This window comes from Dactylosporangium sp. CA-152071, from assembly GCF_050936335.1.
GTDB classification, from domain to species: Bacteria; Actinomycetota; Actinomycetes; order Mycobacteriales; family Micromonosporaceae; genus Dactylosporangium; species Dactylosporangium maewongense.
This window is the reverse complement of sequence record NZ_JBNJMZ010000001.1, coordinates 3,253,357-3,272,233: the sequence shown is the minus strand read 5'-3', so window position 1 is coordinate 3,272,233 and position 18,877 is coordinate 3,253,357. Positions and strand designations below refer to the sequence as shown.

Below are 18,877 nucleotides of genomic sequence, written 5' to 3'. Positions count from 1 at the left end.
CGAGCGCGGACGGTTGACGCGGGAAGTCGCGTGCGCTTGGCTGTGCGGCGTGGTGAGCCGATTCGTGGACGAGCGGGAGATCACCGACGCCGGTGAGCTGAGCCCGGTCGAGCGTGAGCAGCTGCGTGCGGCCGGCCGGCTGTACGACGGCGAGGACCTCGACGCGGAGGCCCGGCTGTCCGACGACGACCAGGACGAGTCCGGCTTCCGCGGGTTCTGCTGGCTGTGGCGGGTGGTCGACGGCGACGAGCCCAGGTTCGACGCGTGGCTGTACCAGGTGGACAGCGGCACCATCTTCCGCGCCGGCACGACCGAGGTCGTCGCCGAGGTCATCCAGTTCGGCCTGGAGTGCGACGACCCGGACGTGCGCCGGGAACTCGGTCCCGCGATGGTCGCCGCCGGCATCCTCCCCAAGTCGGACTCGTCGTACCCGGAGTTCGCCGACCTGCTCCGCGCGCAGGAGCAGTAGCGGACCGCGCGCAGGAGCAGTAGCGGACCGCGCGCAGGAGCAGTAGCGGACCGCGCGCAGGAGCAGTAGCGGATCCTGAGCAACCCTGGACGCCGCCGTCGGTGTCAGGTGGTTGTGGCAACGGATGTCGAGGGTTATCGCGCGTACGTGACGGGACGGCTGCCGGCGCTGCGCCGGGTCGCGTACCTGCTGTGCGGCGACTGGCACACCGCCGACGACGTGCTGTCCGCGGCGCTGGTCCGGCTGCTGCTGCACTGGCCGAAGGTGGCGGCGGCGGACAACGTCGAAGGGTACGTCCGGCGGGTGCTGGTGCGCACCATGCTGAACGAGCGCCGCCGCCCCTGGCACCGCGAGCAGCCGCTGGGCGTCATGCCCGAGCCGCCGCCGGCCGTCGGCGGCAGGACCGGCAGCGACGCCGTCGACGAGCGGGTGTCGCTGCTGGCGCTGCTCGACGAGCTCCCGCCCCGCCGCCGTGCCGTGGTCGTGCTGCGGTACTGCTGCGACCTCTCCGTCGAGGAGACCGCGCGGGAGCTCGGGTGCAGCACCGGCACCGTGAAGAGCCAGGCGGCGCGGGCCCTCGACACGCTGCGGGAGCGCATGTCCGTCCAGGAGGAGTCACCATGGACCAGCTGACCGACGAACTGCGCCGCCTCGACCCGCCGCACCCGCCGTCGCGCGTCGACCTCGACGCCGTCGTGCGCCGGGCGCGCCGCCACCGGACCAGGACCCGGCTGCTCGTCGCCGTCGCGGCAGTGGTGGTAGTCGCGGCGGCGGCCGTGCCGCTGGTCGTGGACCGGGACCGCGACGGCGGCGCCGCCGCGCAGCCGCCGGCGACGTGCGAGCCCACCGGCGCGGCCACCCGGCCGCCGGCGAGCACCGAGGCGGAGGACGCGGCCCGGCGGCTCCAGGCCGTGACCGAGGGCATGCTGACGCCGGCGCTCGCCGAGCCGCTCGGCCGGGCGCTGCCGGGCGCGACGCTGCAGGACGCGATCAGCTGCGAGCGGGGGATGGCGTTCCACGCGGACGGCGGCCGGTTCGTGGCGGCGGTCGTCGTCGCCGACGCCGCCGGAGTGTCCCGCGTCGACGCCGAGGTGTCGAAGGAGGCCGAGCCCGCCGGGACCGGGTGCGCCGCCGGCAGCACCTGCGAGCGGAGCGTGGAGGCGGACGGCACGGTCGTCGTCCGGGTCACGGCCGACCTCGGCGGCGGAGCCGTGCGGCGCACCGTCGACGCGTACCGGCGGGACGGCGTGCACGTCCGGGTCTCCGCCGCGAACTTCGAGACGGGCGCGGACGGCGCCGTCACCACGACCCGGCCCGAGCCGCCGCTGGACATGACGCAGCTGGTCGGCCTCAGCCGTGCCGAGCACCTGACGCTGTGACCGCGATCCGCTCCAGGTGCTGCAGCAGCGCCGCGGTGTCGGCGGGCGAGATGTGCGCCGTGTCGGTGTGCGCGGTGCAGCGCAGGCCGCCCGGGGTGTCCTCGACGTCGAGGATCATCGGCTCGAAGCCCGGCGCGTCCCGGCGGACCGTCCAGTCGAACACCGTCCCCGGCAGCGCCGCCGCGATCTCCGCCGCCGTCGGGGCCGGGCCGCCCGCGCCGGCCGAAGGGTCGCGGCGGTCGTTGAGGAAGCAGCCGATCTCCAGCCGCTCGCCCCGCTCGGCGCCGACCCGGTCGACGAGCGCGAACAGGTCCCGCTGGTCGAAGTACGCGTGCTTGTAGGCACTCATCGTCGCCCGCTTCGCATGCGCCAGCACCTCCTCGAAACCTCCGCCACCGGCAGCGGAGCCGGCAGCGGAGCCGGCAGCGGAGCCGGCAGCGGAGCCGGCAGCCGCAGCGGAGCCGGCAGCCGAAGCGGCGTCGGTGGCGGCAGCGGAGCCGGCGGCGACCGGCACCTGGCAGAGCCCTGCCTGCACGGCGGTGCAGACCACGTCGGCGAGGCCGGGGCGGAAGCGGTTGCTGACCAGAGGGCGGACGACGACCGGGTCGACGCCGCACGTCGCGTGCACGGCGAGGGCGAACACGGCGAGCAGCACCGCCGACGGGTCCGCGCCGGTCCGCGCGGTCAGCGCCCGCAACGCCAGGGGCAGCGCCGCCGAGTCGAGGACGCCGCGCCAGTACCGCGACCGCTGCGCCGCAACAGGCTTGCGGAAGCGCGCCGGCGGCATCGTCCGCAGGATGGACTCGAAGTGCCGCTGCGCGGCCTCGTTCTGGCGGCGGCCGGCCGGGGACAGCTGCCACTGCGCCTGGTCGAGGGGCTGCCGGCCCTCGACCGGCGCGGCGGGCCGCGCGGCGACGTCGCGGAGCATCGCCTGCGCGCCGGCGCCGTCTGCCGCGAAGTGCGAGATGAGCGCGACGACGTGACTCGGCACGCCGCCGTGCAGCACCGCCGCCATCCGGATCGGGTACTCGGCCGTGAAGTCGAGCGGCGCGTCCCGGAACCGTGCGGCGACGAGATCGGCCAGGGCGGACGGGTCGGCGCCGTGCGTCTCGTACACCTGCAGCGCCGCCGAACCGGAGGCGTGGACCTCCTGCGTCGGGGTGCCGCCGCCGGGCGGGATCCGCAGCAGCGTCCGCAGTGACGGGTGCCGGCTCAGGTGGTGCCGCAGCTCGCCGGCGAGGTCCTCGACGGTCGTGCCGGGCCGCACCGGCAGCGCCCCTCCGATCGGCATCCAGTGGCCGAGGCTCGTGACCGCGTTCCAGCTCTCGATCTGCCCCCAGGACAGCGGCCCGCTCCCGGCACCCGGCCCTTCGAAGACCACCGGGACGTGATCGGCCACGGCACAAGCGGCGGCCGGGACGTGATCGGCCACGGCACGAGCGACGGCCGGGACGAGGGCTTCAACAGGCGCGTGGTTCATGGCGGCGGAGCCTAACGATGCAGGCGCGCACCTTTCAGTATCCTGTCGACGGCGTTGCGCGGCCCGTGGACGGCGATCCCGGCGAGCCGGAGATCTGCCTGGTGCACGGCCCGGACGGCGGCCCGGTTGTCCTCGTCGTTGCCGGTCTTGAACAGCTCCTCCGTGAACGTTGCACACGCGACCGACCGTTCCGCGTGCGCCGCGTGCTGCAGGGCCCTGCGGTGCGCCACGGCGAGGGTGGTCGCGTCGCCCTCGAAGACCATGACGGGCTGGCCGAACATCGGCAGGTACCGGTTGCCGTCGGCGTCGGCGTAGTCCTCGCCGAGCAGCTGCGGCGCGGTGCCGGCGATGCCGCTGACGACGAACGCGGTGACGTTGAGGCGCTGCCAGACCGCCAGGTCGTCCCGCAGCAGCACGGCGATCTTCGTGGGAGACGTCATGCGGTCAGCGTGCCCGGGCCGGCCGGGGTGGTCTTGTACGTTGTGCACATGGAGCTCGTCACCGCGTGGCGGCCCAGCGTGCCCGGGATCGCCGAGGTGTTCCACGCGCACTTCGTGGACCACGCGTACCCGCCGCACGTGCACGACGCGTGGACGCTGCTCATCGTCGACGAGGGCGCGATCCGCTTCGACCTGGACCGCCACCACCGCGGCGCGGCCGGCGCGTCGGTGACGCTGCTGCCGCCGGACGTGCCGCACGACGGGCGGGCCGCGACCGGCGACGGGTTCCGCAAGCGGGTGCTGTACCTGGACACGACCGTCCTCGACGCGGGCCTCGCCGGCGCCGCCGTGGACCGCCCGGGCGTCGACGACCCGCTGCTGCGGCAGCGCATCCACCAGCTCCACCTGGCCCTGGACGCGCCGGGTGAGGAGCTGGAGGCGGAGAGCCGGCTGACTCTGATCCGCGACCGCCTGCAAGGACATTTCGACCGGCACGCCACGCCGGGCCCGCCCGCACGGGGAGTCGCGGGCGGGCTGCGGGAGCTGCTCGACGCGCGGACCCGCGAGGGGATCACCCTCGTCGAGGCGGCCGCGCTGCTGGGGTGCCACCCGGGGCACCTGGTCCGGTCGTTCACCGCGACCTTCGGCCTGCCGCCGCACCGGTACCTGGTGGGCCGCCGGGTCGAGCAGGCCCGCCGGCTGCTGCTCAGCGGCCGCCGCCCCGCGGACGTGGCCGCGGAGGTCGGGTTTCACGACCAGTCACACCTGCACCGGCACTTCGTCCGGCACGTCGGGGTCACCCCGGCCCGCTACGCGGCCCACGGTGGGGTGCCGAAGACGCTGCCGTCGGCGCGGTAGGCGGTGAACCCCGCGGCGACCGAGACGTACACCTCGGCGGGCTCGCTGCCCGGGTTGTGGGCGGCGATCGGCGAGCCGGCCGGCACGACGACCGAGTCGCCGGCACCGAGCACCTCACCGCCGGGCGTGACCCGCAGCTGCCCCGACAGCACCATGAACACCTCGTCGCGGTCGATGCTGTGCGGCATCGACTCGTGGCCCGCGGCGACGGTCAGCCGCCACGCGCACACCTGGTGGGACCCGTTGCTGGGGCCCGAGAACACCGTGAACCTGGATCCGTCGAGCTCGAATCGCGGCGCGTCGGCCGCACGGACGATACTCATAGTTGTCCCCCTTGAAGGTCGCCTGCAAGGTCTCCTTGAAGGCTGCCCCCAAAAGCTAAACCAGGTTTCGTACTTTGTAAACGGGGTTTCGTATGTCTGATCTCACGCCCGACGAACTGCGCGCGCTGCCGCTCGGCCGGCTGCTGCTGCACGCGCACCGGCGGGCCCAGGCGGCGTCCCTGGCCAAGCTGCAGGCGGGCGGGCACGGCGAGATCCGCCTCGGGCACGTGCCGGTGATCACGAACCTGGACCCGGCCGGCATCAGGATCACGGACCTGGCGGCGAAGGCCGGCATGACCCGGCAGATGGCGGGCCGCCTGGTGAAGGAGCTCGAGGCGAGCGGCTATGTGTCGAGCCGTCCGGACCCAAACGACCAGCGGGCGGTGATCGTGGCGCTGACCGACCGTGGCACGGCGTTCCTCGCCGACGCGCCGGCGGCGATGGCGGCGGTCGACGGTGACTTCGCGGCCCTGCTGGGCGCGGACGAGCTGGCCCGCCTCCGCGAGTCGCTCCTGCGGATCAGTGCCACCTGAGTGGCCCGTCCTTGATCAGGTAGCGGATCTGGTCGTCATGGCGACCGGATCCGCGATCCGATCACCGCAGGGCGAGCGGAGCGGGGAAGGGGGTCAGGCGGCGTCGGTGGCCAGGCGGAGCTGGCGGAGGCGCCGGTCGGCGGCGGCGGCGTTGCGGTGCAGCCGGTCGGTCTCGGCGCTGAGCAGGTCCCGGCCGGGGACGGTGAGCCGGTAGTAGCGGCGCAGCCGGGACGCGACGACCTCCTCCCGGTCGACCTCGATGAGGCCGTCCACCCGGAGCCGGTCGAGGATGCCGTAGAGCGTGCCGGCCTGGAGGCGGACGCGGTCGTCGGAGATGCGCCGCACGTCCTCCAGGACGCTGTAGCCGTGCTGCGGCTCGGCCGCGAGCGCGGTCAGCACGAGGAATGTCGGTTCACGTAACGGTACGCCAGTCATGCCCATCACTATATTCAGCTCATCGATATATGACATCGACCGATCGGTCATCCGCTCGTGACGGAGATGTTCGTCAATCCTCCGGTGGCGTTGGTGACGCTGTTGGAGGAGTAGACCACGTTGAGGTTTCCGGCGCACTTCGAGGTCGACGTCACGTTGACCGCGTAGCGGCCGGCGCCGCCGAGGTCGGACCTGTTGTCCCGCCACACGTTGCCGCAGCCGGAGCCGGCGACCGGGTTGTGGGTCTCGTACCCGTTGGCGAACGTGCCGGGCGGCGCGAACGTGCCGGTGTTGCCCTGGATCAGGTAGCCGGTGCCCTTCACGTCGACCCACGAGTCGGCGGAGTTCTGCCCCGCGATGCCCCGCCCGTCGAACGTGTTGCCCCGGATCACCCCGTCGACGGTGCCTTCCTTGACGTCGATGTGCTCCGCGGCCACGTACGGGCCGATGTGGTTGTCGAGCACCTGCACCCGGTCGGAGCGGTCCACGCCGCCGGTGTTGCCGTGGCAGGCCCAGTTCGAGTTCGCGGAGCCGAGGTAGACGCCCTCGCCGTACGCGGGCTGCGCCGTGCCGGTGTCCTCGATCGTCGAGCCGCGGAGCACTCCGTCCGAAGAGGACCGTCTGAAGTGGACGCCCTCGTCGCCGATGTGGTGCACGTACAGGCCGTCGAGCGTGACGTGCGGCGAGTCGTCGACGACGACGCCCTTCTTCGCGTTCGCGACGGTGAACCCGCTCAGCCGCCAGTACGGCGCGCCGGCGAGCCAGAAGCCGTAGCCGGGGTCCCAGCCGGGCGTCGGCACGGGGCACGACGGGCCGCTGCCGGCGCTCGCAGGGTTGGTCAGGACGGCGGTCCGCGGGCCGGTGACGGTGATCGGCGCGGCCGCGGTGCCGGGTGTCGTGCCGATGAACGAACCGTCGTACACCCCGGGCGCGAGCCGGATCGTCTGGCCGGGCCGCGCACCCGCCAGGGCCGCCTCGAGCTGCGCGGCCGTGGAGACGTCCACAATGGACCCGGAGGGAGGCGGGGATGAAGGCGGGGATGACGGTGGAGAAGAAGGCGGGGATGAGGGTGGAGAGGAGGGCGGAGAGGAAGGCGGAGTGGACGGAGGCGAGGAAGGCGCCGGACCGCCCGCACACGGCAGGCCGTTCACGGTGCAGTTGACGGGCACGCCGGTGCCGCTGACGTTGAACCCGAACCGGACCGTCGCGCCGGCGGCCACGGCACCGTTCCACGAGGCGTTCGCGAAGCGGTGGTGCTGCCCGGTGCTGGTGCGGGTCGAGTCCCACGAGCTGCTGACCGCCGACCCGGCCGGCAGGTCGAACTCGACCACCCAGCCGCTCGCCGCCGCGTCGCCGCGGTTGGTGACGGCGAACTCGGCGCCGTACCCGCTGCCCCACACCGACGTCTGCGCGAACGTCGCCGTCAGCGACGCCGCCGCGGCGGCCGCGGTCAGGGGTGCGAGCAGCAGGACCGCGGCGCCGGCGGCGGTGAGAGCCGGCAGCACCGTGCGAGAGATCCGCATTGACCAGCCTCGTTCCGCATCGCAGCGTCCGTCTGGCTGATTAGTTAACAGTCTTTACAACTCTTGGTCAATGCCTCGCCGGTACGGGAGCGCTATCAACACGAAATGTAGCGCGATGAGCGCGAACGGTCAGAACGCCAGGGCGAGGTTGACGAGGGTGGCCGAGCACGCGTGGACCTGCTCGATCGACACCTTCTCGTCGGGGCAGTGCCCGTAGCCGACGCCCGGCCCGTACTGCACGGCCGGGATGCCCCCGATGTTCGTCAGCAGGCGCAGGTCGGAGCCGTACGGCGCGCCCACGACCGCCGGCTCGGCGGCGAACGGGGAGCCGGCGTGGGTGGAGGTGTGCGCGTCGAGGACCCGCCGGACCAGGTCGGTGCCGGAGGGGCAGCGGCCGGACGCGAACTGCCCGCCCCACCACTCGACCGTCACCGGGTGCTCCTTCAGCCACGGGTCGGCGGCGCACGCCTCCGCGACGGTCCGCTCGAACGCGGCGCGCGCCTCGTCGACCGGCTCGTCGAGCGCGACCCCGAAGCGGCCCTCGGCGACCAGCAGGTCCGGCACCGTCGACGCCCAGTCGCCGGCCCGCACGGTGCCGATCTCCAGGGGGTACGCGATGTCCCACCGCCGCATCATCGGGTCGACCGACCGGTTCCGGGACGCCTCCAGGGCCCGCAGCACGGGGAAGATGAGCTGGAACTTCTCGACCGCGCTCACGCCGCTGGTGCGGGCGCAGGCGTGCGCGGCGAGGCCCGGCACCCGCAGCCGGAAGGTGAGCGCGCCGCCGTTGGCGGCCAGGACGTCCAGCGCGGTCGGCTCGGTGATGACGCACGCGTCGGCGCGCCAGCCGCGGTCGAGGGTCGCGTAGGTGCCCAGGCCCCCGTCCTCCTCGCCGACGACCGCCGCGAGCAGGACGTCGCCGGGCAGCCGGGTGCCGCTGCGGTGCAGGGCGAGCAGGGCGGCCAGTGCCGCGGCGAAGCCGCCTTTCATGTCGCAGGCGCCGCGGCCGTACACGTGACCGTCGGCGACCCGCCCGGAGAACGGGTCGTCGGACCAGGTCGACAGGTCACCGGGCGGGACCACGTCGAGGTGCCCGTTGAACATGAGCGTGCGGCCGCCGCCGGTGCCGGGCAGCCGGGCGACGAGCCCCCACGCCTCGGACCGCTCGACCTCCATGCCGGGGAAGTCGGGACGGCCGGCGAGGTCGGCGACGGGGATCTGCCACAGGTCGGTCTCGACGCCTTCCGCCGCCAGTAGGCCGGCGACGTGACGCACGATCTCCCCCTCCGCTTGGGTGCCACCCACACTGGGTACGCGGACCAGGTCGACGAGCGTGCGGATGGTCTCGTCGCGGGAGCTGAGGAGAGCGTTGTGGACGTCCATCCGGGCAATGTATGTCGTTGACGCTGCTGTCGTACAACATCCTGACCGGCGCGAGCGGCGGGCGGCTGGACGCCGTGTGCGAGGTCGTCGATGCCGCGGCGCCCGACGTCGCCGCGGTGCAGGAGCTGCGCGGCGACCCGCCCCTGGCGGAGCGCACCGGGATGCGCCTGCACGTGGCGCCGCCGCGGACCGGGCAGCCGGTCGGGCTGCTGGTCGCGCCGCGCCTGCGGATCCTGCGCCGCGGCGCGGTGCCGGGAAGCTTCCATCACGGGGCGGCGTGGGTGGAGATCGACACGGCGGCGGGCCCGCTGACCGTGGTCAGCACGCACCTGTTCCCCTATTGGGGCAGGATCCGCCTGTACGAGGCCCGGCTGCTCGCGGCCTTCGCCAGGCGGCGGGAGCGGGTCGTCCTGATGGGCGACTTCAACTCGCTGTCCCCGTCGTCCGGCCCGCCGGGCGACGTCCGGCGGCGGCACCGCACCTGGTTCGGGCGGGGCGGGGTGGACACCCGGGCGATGGCGCTGCTGGCCCGTCACGGCCTGGTCGACGTGTTCCAGGCGGTCGGCGAGGGGCCGGGCTGGACGGTGCCGACGGCGCTCGGCGGCGAGGAGTTCACGCGGGCGCGGCTGGACTACATCCTGGCGTCGCCGGCGGTCGCCGGGGACTTCAGGACGTGCCGTGTGGTGACCGGCGGCGGGACTGCGTCCGCGTCAGACCACTATCCGGTGCTGGCGACGTGCGCGACGGACCCCGCGGGTCGATCTGCTCCTTGACCGGCGCCGGTCTGCGGTGCCCGCCGAGCGGCGGGTTCGCGACCCAGCGGATCACGGGCCCCTGACCGGGTGCGGGCAGCCAGCCCAGGAACCGCGTCCACAGCTGGTCGGCGCCCAGCTGGCGCAGGTCCTCGGCGGCGTCGGCGACCCGCAGTGCCATCATCGTGCGCAGCGCGGCGGGGCTGTCGCCGTGCTCCGCGACGAGCTGGTCGCGCTTGGCCTGGCACGGCCACGGCTCGCGACATCCCGTGCACAGCCAGGTCGGCCGGGCCGGGATGTGCGCGATTGTCACCCCAGACTCCCGGGCCGGGCGAGCTCGAGGCGTCGCAGGGCGTAGACGAGGACCGAGTTGCGGGCGGCGACGTACTGGTCGCACGGCCACGGCTGGTGGCAGTCGCGGCACTGCTCCGCACGGTGGAGTTTGGCGGCCAGCCAGCTCTTCGGACGGGGCTGGTGGCGGCGGCGCTGGCGGACGAGCTCTTTGAGGTCCATCGCGGGGGGTCCTTGTCAGGTCGCCGATGTGGGGTGGGTGGGCAGCTCACGGCGGAGCGAGGTGTGCAGGACGTGCTGGTGCGTCACCAGGGGGGTCCGGCGGCGCTGGGTGTGGCGTTTGGCGCGGTACATGGCGGCGTCGGCCCGGTGCACGGCATCGGCGAGGTGCGCGCTGGGCTCGACCGGGACCAGCCCGACCGACGTGCTGACCGAGACGACCTGACCGCCGAGCCGCATCGGGGCGGCGAGCATGTCGGCGAGCCGGGCGGCCTGCTCGTCGGGCTCCCCGTCGCGTTCGGGGATGAGGCCGGCGAACTCGTCGCCGCCGAGCCGGGCCACGATGCCCCGCCTCGGGCCCTCGCCCGCGCACGAGGCGAAGCGGTGCCCGATGGTGACCAGGACCTCGTCGCCGGCGGAGTGCCCGTAGACGTCGTTGATCTGCTTGAACCCGTCGACGTCGAGCACCACCGCGACCAGAGGGTGCGCGTGCGGGTCGCCGACGAGCTCGGCGCCCCGTGAGTAGAAGGCCCGGCGGTTGGGCAGGCCGGTCAGCGGGTCATGGCAGGCGGCGTGGCGCTCCGCGGTCAGCTGTCGCCGCAGGCGGGTCACCCGGCGCTGGGACACCCACGCCGCGCACGCTCCGGCCGCCACGGCCGCACCGGCCAGGAAGGCGAGAGGGTCCATGCGCGCGTCCTCCAAGATCGTAGCTGGGGAAGCCACCCGATCATTTGGGCACGAACGTCCGGTTCTGGTCACAAATTGTGAGCGTCCCCGCACATTCGCACATGCGCTAGCATGCGCGTTATCGGCTGCATACGCAAGAGCCGATGCACGTGCAGACGCCGATTCTCGGCAAACTTTCAACTACATGTTGCAGAGAGATGTCCATGGAGCAGACGTACAACGGGATGCCGGCCGGCGAGCTGCCGGGCGTCACCTGGCAGAAGAGCCGCCGTAGCAACCCCAGTGGCAACTGCGTCGAGGTGGCCCCGCTGCCCGACGGGACCGGCTTCGCGATGCGCAACTCGCGCGACCCGCAGGGGCCCGCACTCATCTACACCTACGACGAGATCGCCGCCTTCATCGCCGGCGCCCGCGACGGCGACTTCGACAACCTGCTGGACGGCTGAGGATGTGACGGTCGGGGCGGGCTCGCTGGAGATACCGCCGATCGATGCGAGCCCACTCCCGCTTACTGTCGGGTCATGGCATGCTTACTCCGGCTCGCCCACGGGACGGCTCCACCATGGGACGGTTCGCCAGGACGGACCGCTCAGGAACGGATCGCCGCGGGGACAGTGGGTGACAGGGCAGTGTCCAGGACTCGGAGGCAGTAGGTGACGACCGGAACACCGGAAGGCGGCGCGGCCGGAGGCCCCACGGTCCTCCGGATGCTGCTGGGCGCCCATCTGCGCCGGCTCCGTGAGGCGCAGGGCGTGACCCGTGAGGACGCCGGCTGGGAGATCCGCTCGTCGGAGTCGAAGATCAGCCGGATGGAGCTCGGCCGCGTCGGCTTCAAGGAGCGCGACGTCGCCGACCTGCTCACCCTGTACGGGCTCGACGACGACGAGGAGCGCACCCGGCTGCTCGCCCTCGCCCGCGACGCCAACAACCCCGGCTGGTGGCACCGCTTCGGCGACGTGCTGCCCAACTGGTTCCAGTCCTACCTCGGGCTCGAGGCCGCCGCGGCCCTCATCCGCACGTACGAGGTCCAGTTCGTGCCGGGCCTGCTGCAGACCAAGGAGTACGCGCGGGCCGTCGTCCTGCTCGGCCACGGCCGCGCCAAGGCCGACGAGATCGACCGCCGGGTCGAGCTGCGGATGGCCCGCCAGCAGGTCCTCACCCGTGCCGACGCGCCCAAGCTGTGGGTCGTCGTCGACGAGGCCGCGCTGCGCCGCCCGATCGGCGGCACCCACGTCATGCGCGGCCAGGTCGACGCGCTGCTGGAGGCCAACACGCTGCCCAACGTGCGGCTGCAGGTCATCCCATTCAACGCGGGCGGCCACGCCGCGGCCGGCGGCGCGTTCACCATCCTGCGCTTCCCGGACCAGGACCTGCCCGACGTCGTCTACATCGAGCAGCTCACCAGCGCCCTGTACCTCGACAAGCGCGACGACGTCGACCTGTACGCCGAGGCGATGGAGCGGCTGTGCGTCGAGGCCCGCCCGCCGACGGAGACGCAGAAGGTCCTCGAGGAGATCCGGCGCGATCTCGAGGCATAGCAGAGGCGTAGCAAGGGGGTAATTTCCCTTGTATGGGATCTTTGTCAGGAACCGTCGCACTGGTCACCGGCGCCTCCAGCGGGATCGGTGAGGCGGCCGCGCTCTCGCTGGCCTCCCGCGGCGCGGCCGTCGCGCTCGCCGCCCGCCGGGCCGACCGGCTCGCCACGCTCGCGGAGCGCATCCGCGCCGACGGTGGCACCGCCCTGGTCGTCGAGGCGGACGTCACCGAGCAGTCGGCCGCCGTCGCCGCGGTACACCAGACGGTGAGCGAGCTCGGTCGGCTGGACACCCTCGTGAACAACGCCGGTGTGATGCTGCTCGGGCCCGTGGTCGACGCGCCCGTCGAGGAGTGGCAGCGCATGGTCTCCGTCAACGTCATGGGGCTCATGTACTGCGCTCACGCCGCGCTCCCGCACCTGCTCGCCGCGGCGGCCGACGGTCCGCGCCGGGTCGCCGACATGGTCAACGTCAGCTCGGTCGCGGGGCGGGTCGCCCGGAACGGCAGTGGCGTCTACAACGCCACCAAGCACGCCGTCGGCGCCTTCAGCGAGGCACTCCGCCAGGAGGTCACCGGCCGCTACGTCCGCGTGTCACTGGTCGAGCCGGGGGCCGTCGCCACCGAGCTCGCCGGCCACAACCGCCCCGAGATCCTGGAGGGCATCAAGCAGCGCTTCGCCGACATGCAGCGCCTCGAGGCCGAGGACATCGCCGACACGATCACCTACATCGTCACCCGGCCCCGGCACGTCGCGGTCAACGAGCTGCTGGTGCGACCCACGCAACAACAGGCCTGAATCCCGTTTGCTCTGCTCAGGGGCGGGCACGAGATGGGCGAACGCGACAATCACGAGTTCTTCGGAGGAACGAATGAGTGGCGTGACCGAGACCATCGACGTCCACGTGCCCGTGCGCACCGCATACAACCAGTGGACGCAGTTCGAGTCCTTCCCGCAGTTCATGAGCGGCGTCGAGTCGATCAGGCAGGTCGACGACCGCCGCACCCACTGGGTGACGAAGGTCGGCGGCGTCCGGCGCGAGTTCGACGCCGAGATCACCGAGCAGCACCCCGACGAGCGGATCGCCTGGAGGAGCGTCGGCGGCGACACCAAGCACGCCGGCGTCGTCACCTTCCACCGCCTCGGCGACCGGGACACCCGCGTGACCGTCCAGCTCGACTGGCAGCCCGAGGGTGTCGTGGAGAAGGCCGGCGCCGCAGTCGGCGTCGACGACCTGCAGGTGAAGGCCGACGCGAAGCGCTTCAAGAAGTACGTCGAGGAGCACGGCGCCGAGACCGGCCAGCGGCGGGGCGACGTCCCGCGCACGGGTCTGTAGCCCGATCTCGTCGCAGGTTTCAGTCGCAGGTTTCAGTCGCAGGTTTCAAAGGGGGCGCCGCTTCTCGCGGCGCCCCTTCCCGTGCCGCTCAGCGCAGCGCGCGCTCGATCCGGTCCAGGGCGTCGTTGCGGGGGGTCGCGCGGTCCAGGAGGTTGGCCTGGCCGGAGGCGAGGATGCCGGCGACGACCGGGGTCTCGGCCTTCTCGATCTCGCGGTCGGCGGCCTCGGCGGCGGCGCGGGCGATCTGTGCCGCCTCGCGGCCGGGGAGCGCCTGCCACGTCGGCAGGAGGGTGTGGTTGAGCGCGTCGTCGTACCACGGCGGCACGCTCGGCGGCGGCAGTTCGCCGGAGCGCCAGCGCCGCACCAGGGTCTGCGCCCACCGGTCCCAGAACGCGAGCTGGGCGAGCACGGTGGCGACGCTCCAGCTGGGGGTCACCGGCCGGGCGAGGTCGTCGTCGCCGAGGGAGTCGATGAGGGCGGTCAGGCGTTGCCGCGTGGCGGCGTTCTCGTCCAGGGGTACGCGTTCCACTCCTGCAACGGTAAGGGCGCCGGTGCGGGTCCGCACGGCGAGCGCGACGGCCGATTCCCGCCAGCCTCGAACCCCTTGCGTGGGACAGGATCGGGGCATGTTCACAGTGCGCGCGATCGACCCCGCGATCCTGGAATCGTTGCGGGGCAAGGGAATCGACGTCTCCGGCAACCCTGTCGTGGAGCAGGACGCGAGCGGGGGCGAGCCGCTGCGGTGCTGCCTGCGCGACGCCGTGGCGGGGGAGCGGCTGATGCTGTTCGGGTTCGAACCGGTGCTGCCGGCGAGCCCGTACCGGGAGATCGGCGCCGTCTTCGCCCACGCGCGGCGGTGCGACGGGCCCGCCAGGACCGGTTACCCGGAGGGCTGGCGCGGCCGGTCGCAGGTGCTGCGGGCCTATGACGCGCGCGGATGGATCCATCCCGCGACCCGGGTCCACGACGGCGAGGACCCGGAGGGCGTCATCGCCGACGTGTTGTCGGATGCGGCGGTGGTACGGGTGGACTCCCGCAACGTCGCCTACGGCTGCTTCATGTTCACGGTTACCCGATCTGTTTTGTAGGGAAATCGCCCCGAAACATTGACGGGCGTGCGCACGTCGTGATCTGATCCCGACCCAGAGGATTTCTCACATTCGATGGGATCGAGGAAACCGCCGTGTCCGTGTTCCGTCGTACCGCGCTCGTCGTGGTGGGCGTGCTGGTCTCCGCCGGCGCGGCGGTCGTGCCGGCGCTGCCCGCCGCGGCCGCCCTGCCGACCGCCGCCGTCGCCCTCGGCGACAGCTTCATCAGCGGGGAGGGCGCCGGCAGCTACCAGCCGGTCGTCGACGTCAACGGCGTCGCGCAGCCGTTCCCCGGCTGGTCGGCGCCCAACACCAACGCCTTCTTCTGCCACCGGTCCGCCAACGCGTCGCTCAACCAGGCGGCGCTGCCCGGCATCCAGGCCCGCTTCAACCTGGCGTGCTCCGGCGGGCGCCCGCACGACATCGCCAACCCGTCCGGCGCCCGCGACAAGGGCCGCTCCGTCGCCGCGCAGCTCGACCAGCTCCGGGCCGTCGCGCAGACCCACGACATCGACCTGGTGCTGATCGGGCTCGGCTCCAACAACAGCTCGTTCACGTTCGGCGACGTGGCCGAGAAGTGCGCGAACCGGTTCATCGCCGACGCGTGGACCGGTTGGTGGGAGTTCTGGGCCTACCTGAACGGCCCGGTCGAGCAGGAGCCGTGCACGGCCGCCGACCTGGCGACCGCGGCGCAGGTCCAGGCGGCGACCGCCGAGACGATCGCCGCCGCCCGGCAGATCATCGCCACCCTCGACCAGATCGACGCCGACGGGCAGCACCGGGTGGTGTTCCAGGACTACACGAACCCGCTGCCGCTGGACCTCGACCAGACCTACTGGGAGGAGGACGGCCGGCAGGACGACCGGGACAAGTTCCGCGACCTCGGCGCCGAGCGGTACGCCGCCGGCTGCCCGATCCACCGGGCCAGCCTCGCGCCCGGGCACGGCTTCTCGCAGGGCCTCGGCACGATCGTGCGCACGACCCGGGACACCCTCGCCGCCGAGTTCCCCGGCGACGACCTGGTCTACCTCGACGTGCAGCACGCCTTCGACGGCGCGCGGCTCTGCGAGCGGTCCGGCAGCCCCGGCAACGCCCTGGCCACCCCGATCCGCCTGCAGGACGGCGCCTCGGGCGTGTTCGTGACCAGCCTCGCCGGCAAGGACAAGATCGCCATCCAGCGGATCGCGAACACCTGCGTCACGTACTTCCAGACCTGCCAGGAGTCGTGGCACCCCAGCGCCGCCGGCCACGCCGTCCTCGGCAAGTGCCTCACCGGCGCCGCCACGGCCACCGCCCGCACCGTCACCTGCACCCGTAAGCCCGACGGCACGATCGTCACGGCCTGACCCACCGGGCGCCCCTTGCCACCCCGAACGGCAAGGGGCGCCCGGGCTGGTGCTGGTGGTCCGGGCTCAGGGCTCGCGGACCAGGAGCGCGCGGGCGGCGCGGCCCCACGCCGCCTCCACCGGCTCCTCGATCCACAGCCTGAGCCGCGCCGGCACGCCGGTCACGACGAACCCTGTCTCAGCCCCGCCAGCCGTCGGCGACGACCATGATCGAGGCGTTGATGCCGACGACGGCGCCGATGCGGTGTGCCATGGCGGGCGCGCTACCGGCGCAGGGCGCGCTCGTAGCAGACGGACAGGGTGGAGCCCGCGTAGACGCCGAAGAGCGGGATCTCGTGGTAGCCCTCGCGCCGGTAGAAGCGCTGGGCGTCGGGCTGCTCCGTGCCGGTCTCCAGGCGCAGCGTCGTCCAGCCGCGGGTCAGGGCGGCGTCCTCCAGGCCGCGCAGGACCGCGGTCGCGACGCCGGTGCCGCGGGCGTCCGGGACCACGTACATCCGCTTGACCTCGGCGGAGGTCGCGTCGAGGTGCCGCAGCGCCCCGCAGCCGACCGGGCCGCCGCCGGCCGTCGCGACCAGGAACAGGTCGATGTCGTCGCCGGACGGCGGGCCGCCCGGCTCGTGGTCGTCGCTGCCGTAGCGGGCGTCGAGCTCGGCCCGCTGCGCGGCGCGCAGGGCGGCCCCGTCCGGGTCGTCCCAGGCCCGCTCCTCGATGATCCAGTCGGTCATGGGCGGTACCGTAACAGTTGTTACGAGACGGATGGAGTGCGACGCGTGCCACACGAGGAGCGGCTGTCGAAGGCGGTCTGGGACGTCCTCGCGGAGCAGGGCCTGGAGCGGCTGACGATCCGCGCCGTGGCCGCCGCCGCGGGCTGCACGACCGGCCTCGTCATGCACCGGTTCCCCAACCGGCGGGCGCTGCTGCGGCACGCCCGGCAGCTGCTGCACGAGACGACCAAGGCCCGCGTCGAGACCCTGGAGGCCGCCGCGGCCTCGCCACGGGCCGCGCTGCGCGCGATCCTGCACCAGGGGCTCGCCCTCGACCCGCAGACGGTCGCGGAGAGCACCGTCTGGCTCGGGTTCCTCGCCGCGGCCGTCGCCGACGAGGAGCTCACCGACCTGCACCGGGTCAACAGCCGGGCGTGGCGGACGAGGGTCGGCCGGCTCGTCGAGGCGTGCGGCCCGCCGCAGGACCCGGCCACCGTCACCGTCGCGCTCATCGCCATGGTGGAGGGCGCGGCGGCGTTCGCGGCGGCCGACCCGTCGGCGTATCCGCCGGCCGTACAGGAGGCGATGCTGGACTCCGCGCTCGCCGCCTTCGGCCTGTCGGAGGACCCCGGCGGGCGGCGCTAGCGCGGGCTCTTCCGGCGGATCGTGTACTCCAGGCGCAGGAACGGCAGCCCGAACACCGCGAATGCGTGGACGGCCCGCAGCTCACCGTTCTCGACGTACACGTCGAGCTCCTCGGCGAAGCCGCTCACCGCAAGGGTCGTCAGCTCGCGCGTCTCCGCGTCGATGTGGCTCAGGTAGTGCCCGGTCTGCCCGTCGTGCGCGGAGCTGGTGAGGACCAGCCCGTGCTCGCGCTGCCGTGGCGCGAGCGTCGCGGTGAAGTTCGCCTGCGGCAACGGAAACCCGACGCTGACATAGCCGCGGCCCTCATGCCGGTACGTCGTGTAGATGCCGACGTAGATCGGCTCGTCGGTGTCGGCGTAGCTGCGGATCCAGCCGCGGGTCTGCAGGCCGTCGCCGGTGGTGACGGTGTCGATGCGGCTGCGGACCCCACGCAGCGCCTCCCGCTGGTTCATCGGCACGTTCGCCTGCCCGAGCGGCCGGGCGACGAGGTTGCGGTACAGCAGATACCCGGGCCGCACCCACGCCCGCCAGCGCGGCACGATGTCGAGCGTGAACCGGGTCGTGTGCTCGTAGAACTCCCGCACGAGCGGCGGCACCGCCCCCGGGTCGAAGCCGGGCCCCGCGAGGACGTCGAGGTCGGCGACGATGCCGACGTCCGGCGCCGCCTCCCGGTACGTGCCACTGGTCGCCTCGGCGAGCGCCCGCACGTAACCGGTGCCCACATACCTGGTCCGCGCCTCAAGGGGCACGACGAACGGCAGCCGCTCCGCCGGCACCCGCTCCGCGAGGAGGCTGACCTGCGGATCCCGGAACACCAGCTGCGACACCGTCCGGAACGCCACGACGCTCGCCGCGGCGACCTGCGCCGGCGGCCGGTCGCGCATCGCCGCACCGACGGCGAGCCCGACCACCGGCCCGAGCGCCACCTTGTGCGGCCTGATCCCCATCGCCCCGGCGACCGCGCCGCTCGCCACGCCCACCGCGAGCGGGCTCGCGCCGGCCTTGCCGGCGGCCCACCCGACCGGTGCCGCGATCGCGCCGCTGGCCGCGACCCGCGACCACACCGCGGGGATCTCGCCCGGCCGCTGCCTGGCCCGCGCGAGCGCGTCGACGCCCGCCAGGGCGCCGGCGCCCAGCACCGCACCCGCGACCGCGCCGCGCGGCCCGCGGTGCGCCCCGAGGGCCGCGCCGGCCAGCGCACCCATCGCCGCGGCGAACCCGATCCCCTGCGCCCGCTTCGCGTCCATGGCGTCTGTTGTACACGCGGGCCGTCCGGCGGCTGTACACGCGGGCCGTCCGGCGGCGTCGGCCGGTCGGCGATCGCCGGGTGTGGTGCAAATTCGTCTGATTTTTGAGAAATACCCACTTTGTCGGTCAGGTGCCATAGCGTCCCGCTGGAGTAGATCAATCAAGCGCACCAGGGACCAGGGGCATGATGTCGCCGAGGAACTA

Annotated in this window: 25 protein-coding genes; 13 read left to right on the top strand and 12 right to left on the bottom strand. The window is 73.3% G+C overall.

What is annotated here, in order from left to right:
- Positions 1-49 precede the first annotated feature (49 nt).
- From ACQEVZ_RS14550 to ACQEVZ_RS14540, 3 genes are all read left to right on the top strand, one after another.
- The gene (locus ACQEVZ_RS14550) at positions 50-469 is read left to right on the top strand and encodes a hypothetical protein (protein WP_433366462.1); all 420 of its coding nucleotides are present in this window, start codon (positions 50-52) and stop codon (positions 467-469) included.
- A 147-nt stretch (positions 470-616) separates the two neighbouring features.
- The gene (locus ACQEVZ_RS14545; protein ID WP_433366459.1) at positions 617-1,102 is read left to right on the top strand and encodes a SigE family RNA polymerase sigma factor; all 486 of its coding nucleotides are present in this window, start codon (positions 617-619) and stop codon (positions 1,100-1,102) included.
- Positions 1,090-1,848 carry a hypothetical protein gene (locus ACQEVZ_RS14540; RefSeq protein ID WP_433366456.1) on the top strand — a complete coding sequence of 253 codons (759 nt, stop codon included), beginning with the start codon at positions 1,090-1,092 and terminating at the stop codon, positions 1,846-1,848. The genes ACQEVZ_RS14545 and ACQEVZ_RS14540 overlap by 13 nt, the downstream gene beginning before the upstream one ends.
- Here ACQEVZ_RS14540 and ACQEVZ_RS14535 read toward each other — a convergent pair.
- Complete coding sequence (locus tag ACQEVZ_RS14535; protein WP_433366454.1) at positions 1,820-3,247, bottom strand: condensation domain-containing protein; 1,428 nt, start codon at positions 3,245-3,247, stop codon at positions 1,820-1,822. The genes ACQEVZ_RS14540 and ACQEVZ_RS14535 overlap by 29 nt on opposite strands.
- Before the next feature lie 92 nt (positions 3,248-3,339).
- The gene (locus tag ACQEVZ_RS14530) at positions 3,340-3,768 is read right to left on the bottom strand and encodes a DUF2000 domain-containing protein (RefSeq protein WP_344502634.1); all 429 of its coding nucleotides are present in this window, start codon (positions 3,766-3,768) and stop codon (positions 3,340-3,342) included.
- A 48-nt stretch (positions 3,769-3,816) separates the two neighbouring features.
- Between ACQEVZ_RS14530 and ACQEVZ_RS14525 the strand changes: the two genes are divergently transcribed.
- Complete coding sequence (locus ACQEVZ_RS14525; protein ID WP_344502633.1) at positions 3,817-4,626, top strand: helix-turn-helix transcriptional regulator; 810 nt, start codon at positions 3,817-3,819, stop codon at positions 4,624-4,626.
- Here the strand turns inward: ACQEVZ_RS14525 and ACQEVZ_RS14520 are convergent.
- Complete coding sequence (locus ACQEVZ_RS14520) at positions 4,578-4,949, bottom strand: cupin domain-containing protein (RefSeq protein WP_344502632.1); 372 nt, start codon at positions 4,947-4,949, stop codon at positions 4,578-4,580. The two genes, ACQEVZ_RS14525 and ACQEVZ_RS14520, sit on opposite strands and share 49 nt — an antisense overlap.
- 92 nt (positions 4,950-5,041) lie before the next feature.
- On the opposite strand from ACQEVZ_RS14520, the gene ACQEVZ_RS14515 reads away from it, so the two are divergent.
- A complete protein-coding gene (locus ACQEVZ_RS14515) occupies positions 5,042-5,482 on the top strand; it encodes a MarR family winged helix-turn-helix transcriptional regulator (RefSeq protein ID WP_344502631.1) in 441 nt (146 codons plus the stop codon).
- A gap of 93 nt (positions 5,483-5,575) precedes the next feature.
- Here the strand turns inward: ACQEVZ_RS14515 and ACQEVZ_RS14510 are convergent, their stop codons facing one another.
- From ACQEVZ_RS14510 to ACQEVZ_RS14500, 3 genes are all read right to left on the bottom strand, one after another.
- Positions 5,576-5,917: a PadR family transcriptional regulator gene (locus ACQEVZ_RS14510; protein WP_344502630.1), complete on the bottom strand. Its 342-nt coding sequence runs from the start codon at positions 5,915-5,917 to the stop codon at positions 5,576-5,578.
- A 47-nt stretch (positions 5,918-5,964) separates the two neighbouring features.
- Positions 5,965-7,440, bottom strand: a complete 1,476-nt coding sequence (locus tag ACQEVZ_RS14505) for a cellulose binding domain-containing protein (RefSeq protein WP_433366447.1) — start codon at positions 7,438-7,440, stop codon at positions 5,965-5,967.
- A gap of 129 nt (positions 7,441-7,569) precedes the next feature.
- Positions 7,570-8,823 carry an ArgE/DapE family deacylase gene (locus ACQEVZ_RS14500; RefSeq protein ID WP_433366444.1) on the bottom strand — a complete coding sequence of 418 codons (1,254 nt, stop codon included), beginning with the start codon at positions 8,821-8,823 and terminating at the stop codon, positions 7,570-7,572.
- 17 nt (positions 8,824-8,840) lie between these two features.
- On the opposite strand from ACQEVZ_RS14500, the gene ACQEVZ_RS14495 reads away from it, so the two are divergent.
- A complete protein-coding gene (locus ACQEVZ_RS14495) occupies positions 8,841-9,596 on the top strand; it encodes an endonuclease/exonuclease/phosphatase family protein (RefSeq protein WP_433366441.1) in 756 nt (251 codons plus the stop codon).
- Here the strand turns inward: ACQEVZ_RS14495 and ACQEVZ_RS14490 are convergent.
- Genes ACQEVZ_RS14490 through ACQEVZ_RS14480 form a run of 3 tightly spaced genes read right to left on the bottom strand, consistent with a single transcriptional unit; the run spans position 9,490 to position 10,772 of the window.
- The gene (locus tag ACQEVZ_RS14490; protein WP_433366438.1) at positions 9,490-9,888 is read right to left on the bottom strand and encodes a hypothetical protein; all 399 of its coding nucleotides are present in this window, start codon (positions 9,886-9,888) and stop codon (positions 9,490-9,492) included. The two genes, ACQEVZ_RS14495 and ACQEVZ_RS14490, sit on opposite strands and share 107 nt — an antisense overlap.
- Positions 9,885-10,088: a hypothetical protein gene (locus ACQEVZ_RS14485; RefSeq protein WP_344502625.1), complete on the bottom strand. Its 204-nt coding sequence runs from the start codon at positions 10,086-10,088 to the stop codon at positions 9,885-9,887. Before ACQEVZ_RS14485 ends, ACQEVZ_RS14490 begins: the two co-directional genes overlap by 4 nt.
- Positions 10,089-10,103: 15 nt before the next feature.
- The gene (locus tag ACQEVZ_RS14480; RefSeq protein ID WP_344502624.1) at positions 10,104-10,772 is read right to left on the bottom strand and encodes a GGDEF domain-containing protein; all 669 of its coding nucleotides are present in this window, start codon (positions 10,770-10,772) and stop codon (positions 10,104-10,106) included.
- 203 nt (positions 10,773-10,975) lie between these two features.
- Between ACQEVZ_RS14480 and ACQEVZ_RS14475 the strand changes: the two genes are divergently transcribed.
- The 4 genes from ACQEVZ_RS14475 to ACQEVZ_RS14460 all read left to right on the top strand — a co-directional run bounded on the left by ACQEVZ_RS14475 (position 10,976) and on the right by ACQEVZ_RS14460 (position 13,642).
- Positions 10,976-11,218 (top strand): DUF397 domain-containing protein, encoded by a 243-nt coding sequence (locus ACQEVZ_RS14475; protein ID WP_433366434.1) that lies wholly within the window; start codon positions 10,976-10,978, stop codon positions 11,216-11,218.
- A 261-nt stretch (positions 11,219-11,479) separates the two neighbouring features.
- On the top strand, positions 11,480-12,310 hold the full coding sequence (locus ACQEVZ_RS14470; protein WP_344502805.1) for a helix-turn-helix domain-containing protein: 831 nt from the start codon (positions 11,480-11,482) through the stop codon (positions 12,308-12,310).
- A gap of 32 nt (positions 12,311-12,342) precedes the next feature.
- Positions 12,343-13,104, top strand: a complete 762-nt coding sequence (locus ACQEVZ_RS14465; RefSeq protein ID WP_360565331.1) for an SDR family NAD(P)-dependent oxidoreductase — start codon at positions 12,343-12,345, stop codon at positions 13,102-13,104.
- A 73-nt stretch (positions 13,105-13,177) separates the two neighbouring features.
- Positions 13,178-13,642 carry an SRPBCC family protein gene (locus ACQEVZ_RS14460; protein WP_433366430.1) on the top strand — a complete coding sequence of 155 codons (465 nt, stop codon included), beginning with the start codon at positions 13,178-13,180 and terminating at the stop codon, positions 13,640-13,642.
- 88 nt (positions 13,643-13,730) lie between these two features.
- Here ACQEVZ_RS14460 and ACQEVZ_RS14455 read toward each other — a convergent pair whose 3' ends face one another.
- Positions 13,731-14,171 (bottom strand): maleylpyruvate isomerase N-terminal domain-containing protein, encoded by a 441-nt coding sequence (locus tag ACQEVZ_RS14455; RefSeq protein ID WP_344502620.1) that lies wholly within the window; start codon positions 14,169-14,171, stop codon positions 13,731-13,733.
- Between the two features lie 97 nt (positions 14,172-14,268).
- Here ACQEVZ_RS14455 and ACQEVZ_RS14450 point away from each other — a divergent pair, with 97 nt between their 5' ends.
- Together ACQEVZ_RS14450 and ACQEVZ_RS14445 are read left to right on the top strand one after the other, a co-directional pair.
- Positions 14,269-14,730 (top strand): DUF1203 domain-containing protein, encoded by a 462-nt coding sequence (locus tag ACQEVZ_RS14450; protein WP_433366427.1) that lies wholly within the window; start codon positions 14,269-14,271, stop codon positions 14,728-14,730.
- Between the two features lie 95 nt (positions 14,731-14,825).
- Complete coding sequence (locus ACQEVZ_RS14445) at positions 14,826-16,076, top strand: hypothetical protein (protein ID WP_433366424.1); 1,251 nt, start codon at positions 14,826-14,828, stop codon at positions 16,074-16,076.
- 263 nt (positions 16,077-16,339) lie between these two features.
- Here ACQEVZ_RS14445 and ACQEVZ_RS14440 read toward each other — a convergent pair whose 3' ends face one another.
- Positions 16,340-16,801: a GNAT family N-acetyltransferase gene (locus ACQEVZ_RS14440; RefSeq protein ID WP_433366421.1), complete on the bottom strand. Its 462-nt coding sequence runs from the start codon at positions 16,799-16,801 to the stop codon at positions 16,340-16,342.
- 45 nt (positions 16,802-16,846) lie between these two features.
- Here ACQEVZ_RS14440 and ACQEVZ_RS14435 point away from each other — a divergent pair, with 45 nt between their 5' ends.
- On the top strand, positions 16,847-17,425 hold the full coding sequence (locus ACQEVZ_RS14435; protein WP_433366418.1) for a TetR/AcrR family transcriptional regulator: 579 nt from the start codon (positions 16,847-16,849) through the stop codon (positions 17,423-17,425).
- On the opposite strand, the gene ACQEVZ_RS14430 is transcribed toward ACQEVZ_RS14435, so the two are convergent.
- Positions 17,422-18,672 carry a hypothetical protein gene (locus tag ACQEVZ_RS14430; RefSeq protein WP_433366415.1) on the bottom strand — a complete coding sequence of 417 codons (1,251 nt, stop codon included), beginning with the start codon at positions 18,670-18,672 and terminating at the stop codon, positions 17,422-17,424. The two genes, ACQEVZ_RS14435 and ACQEVZ_RS14430, sit on opposite strands and share 4 nt — an antisense overlap.
- Between the last annotated feature and the right edge of the window lie 205 nt (positions 18,673-18,877).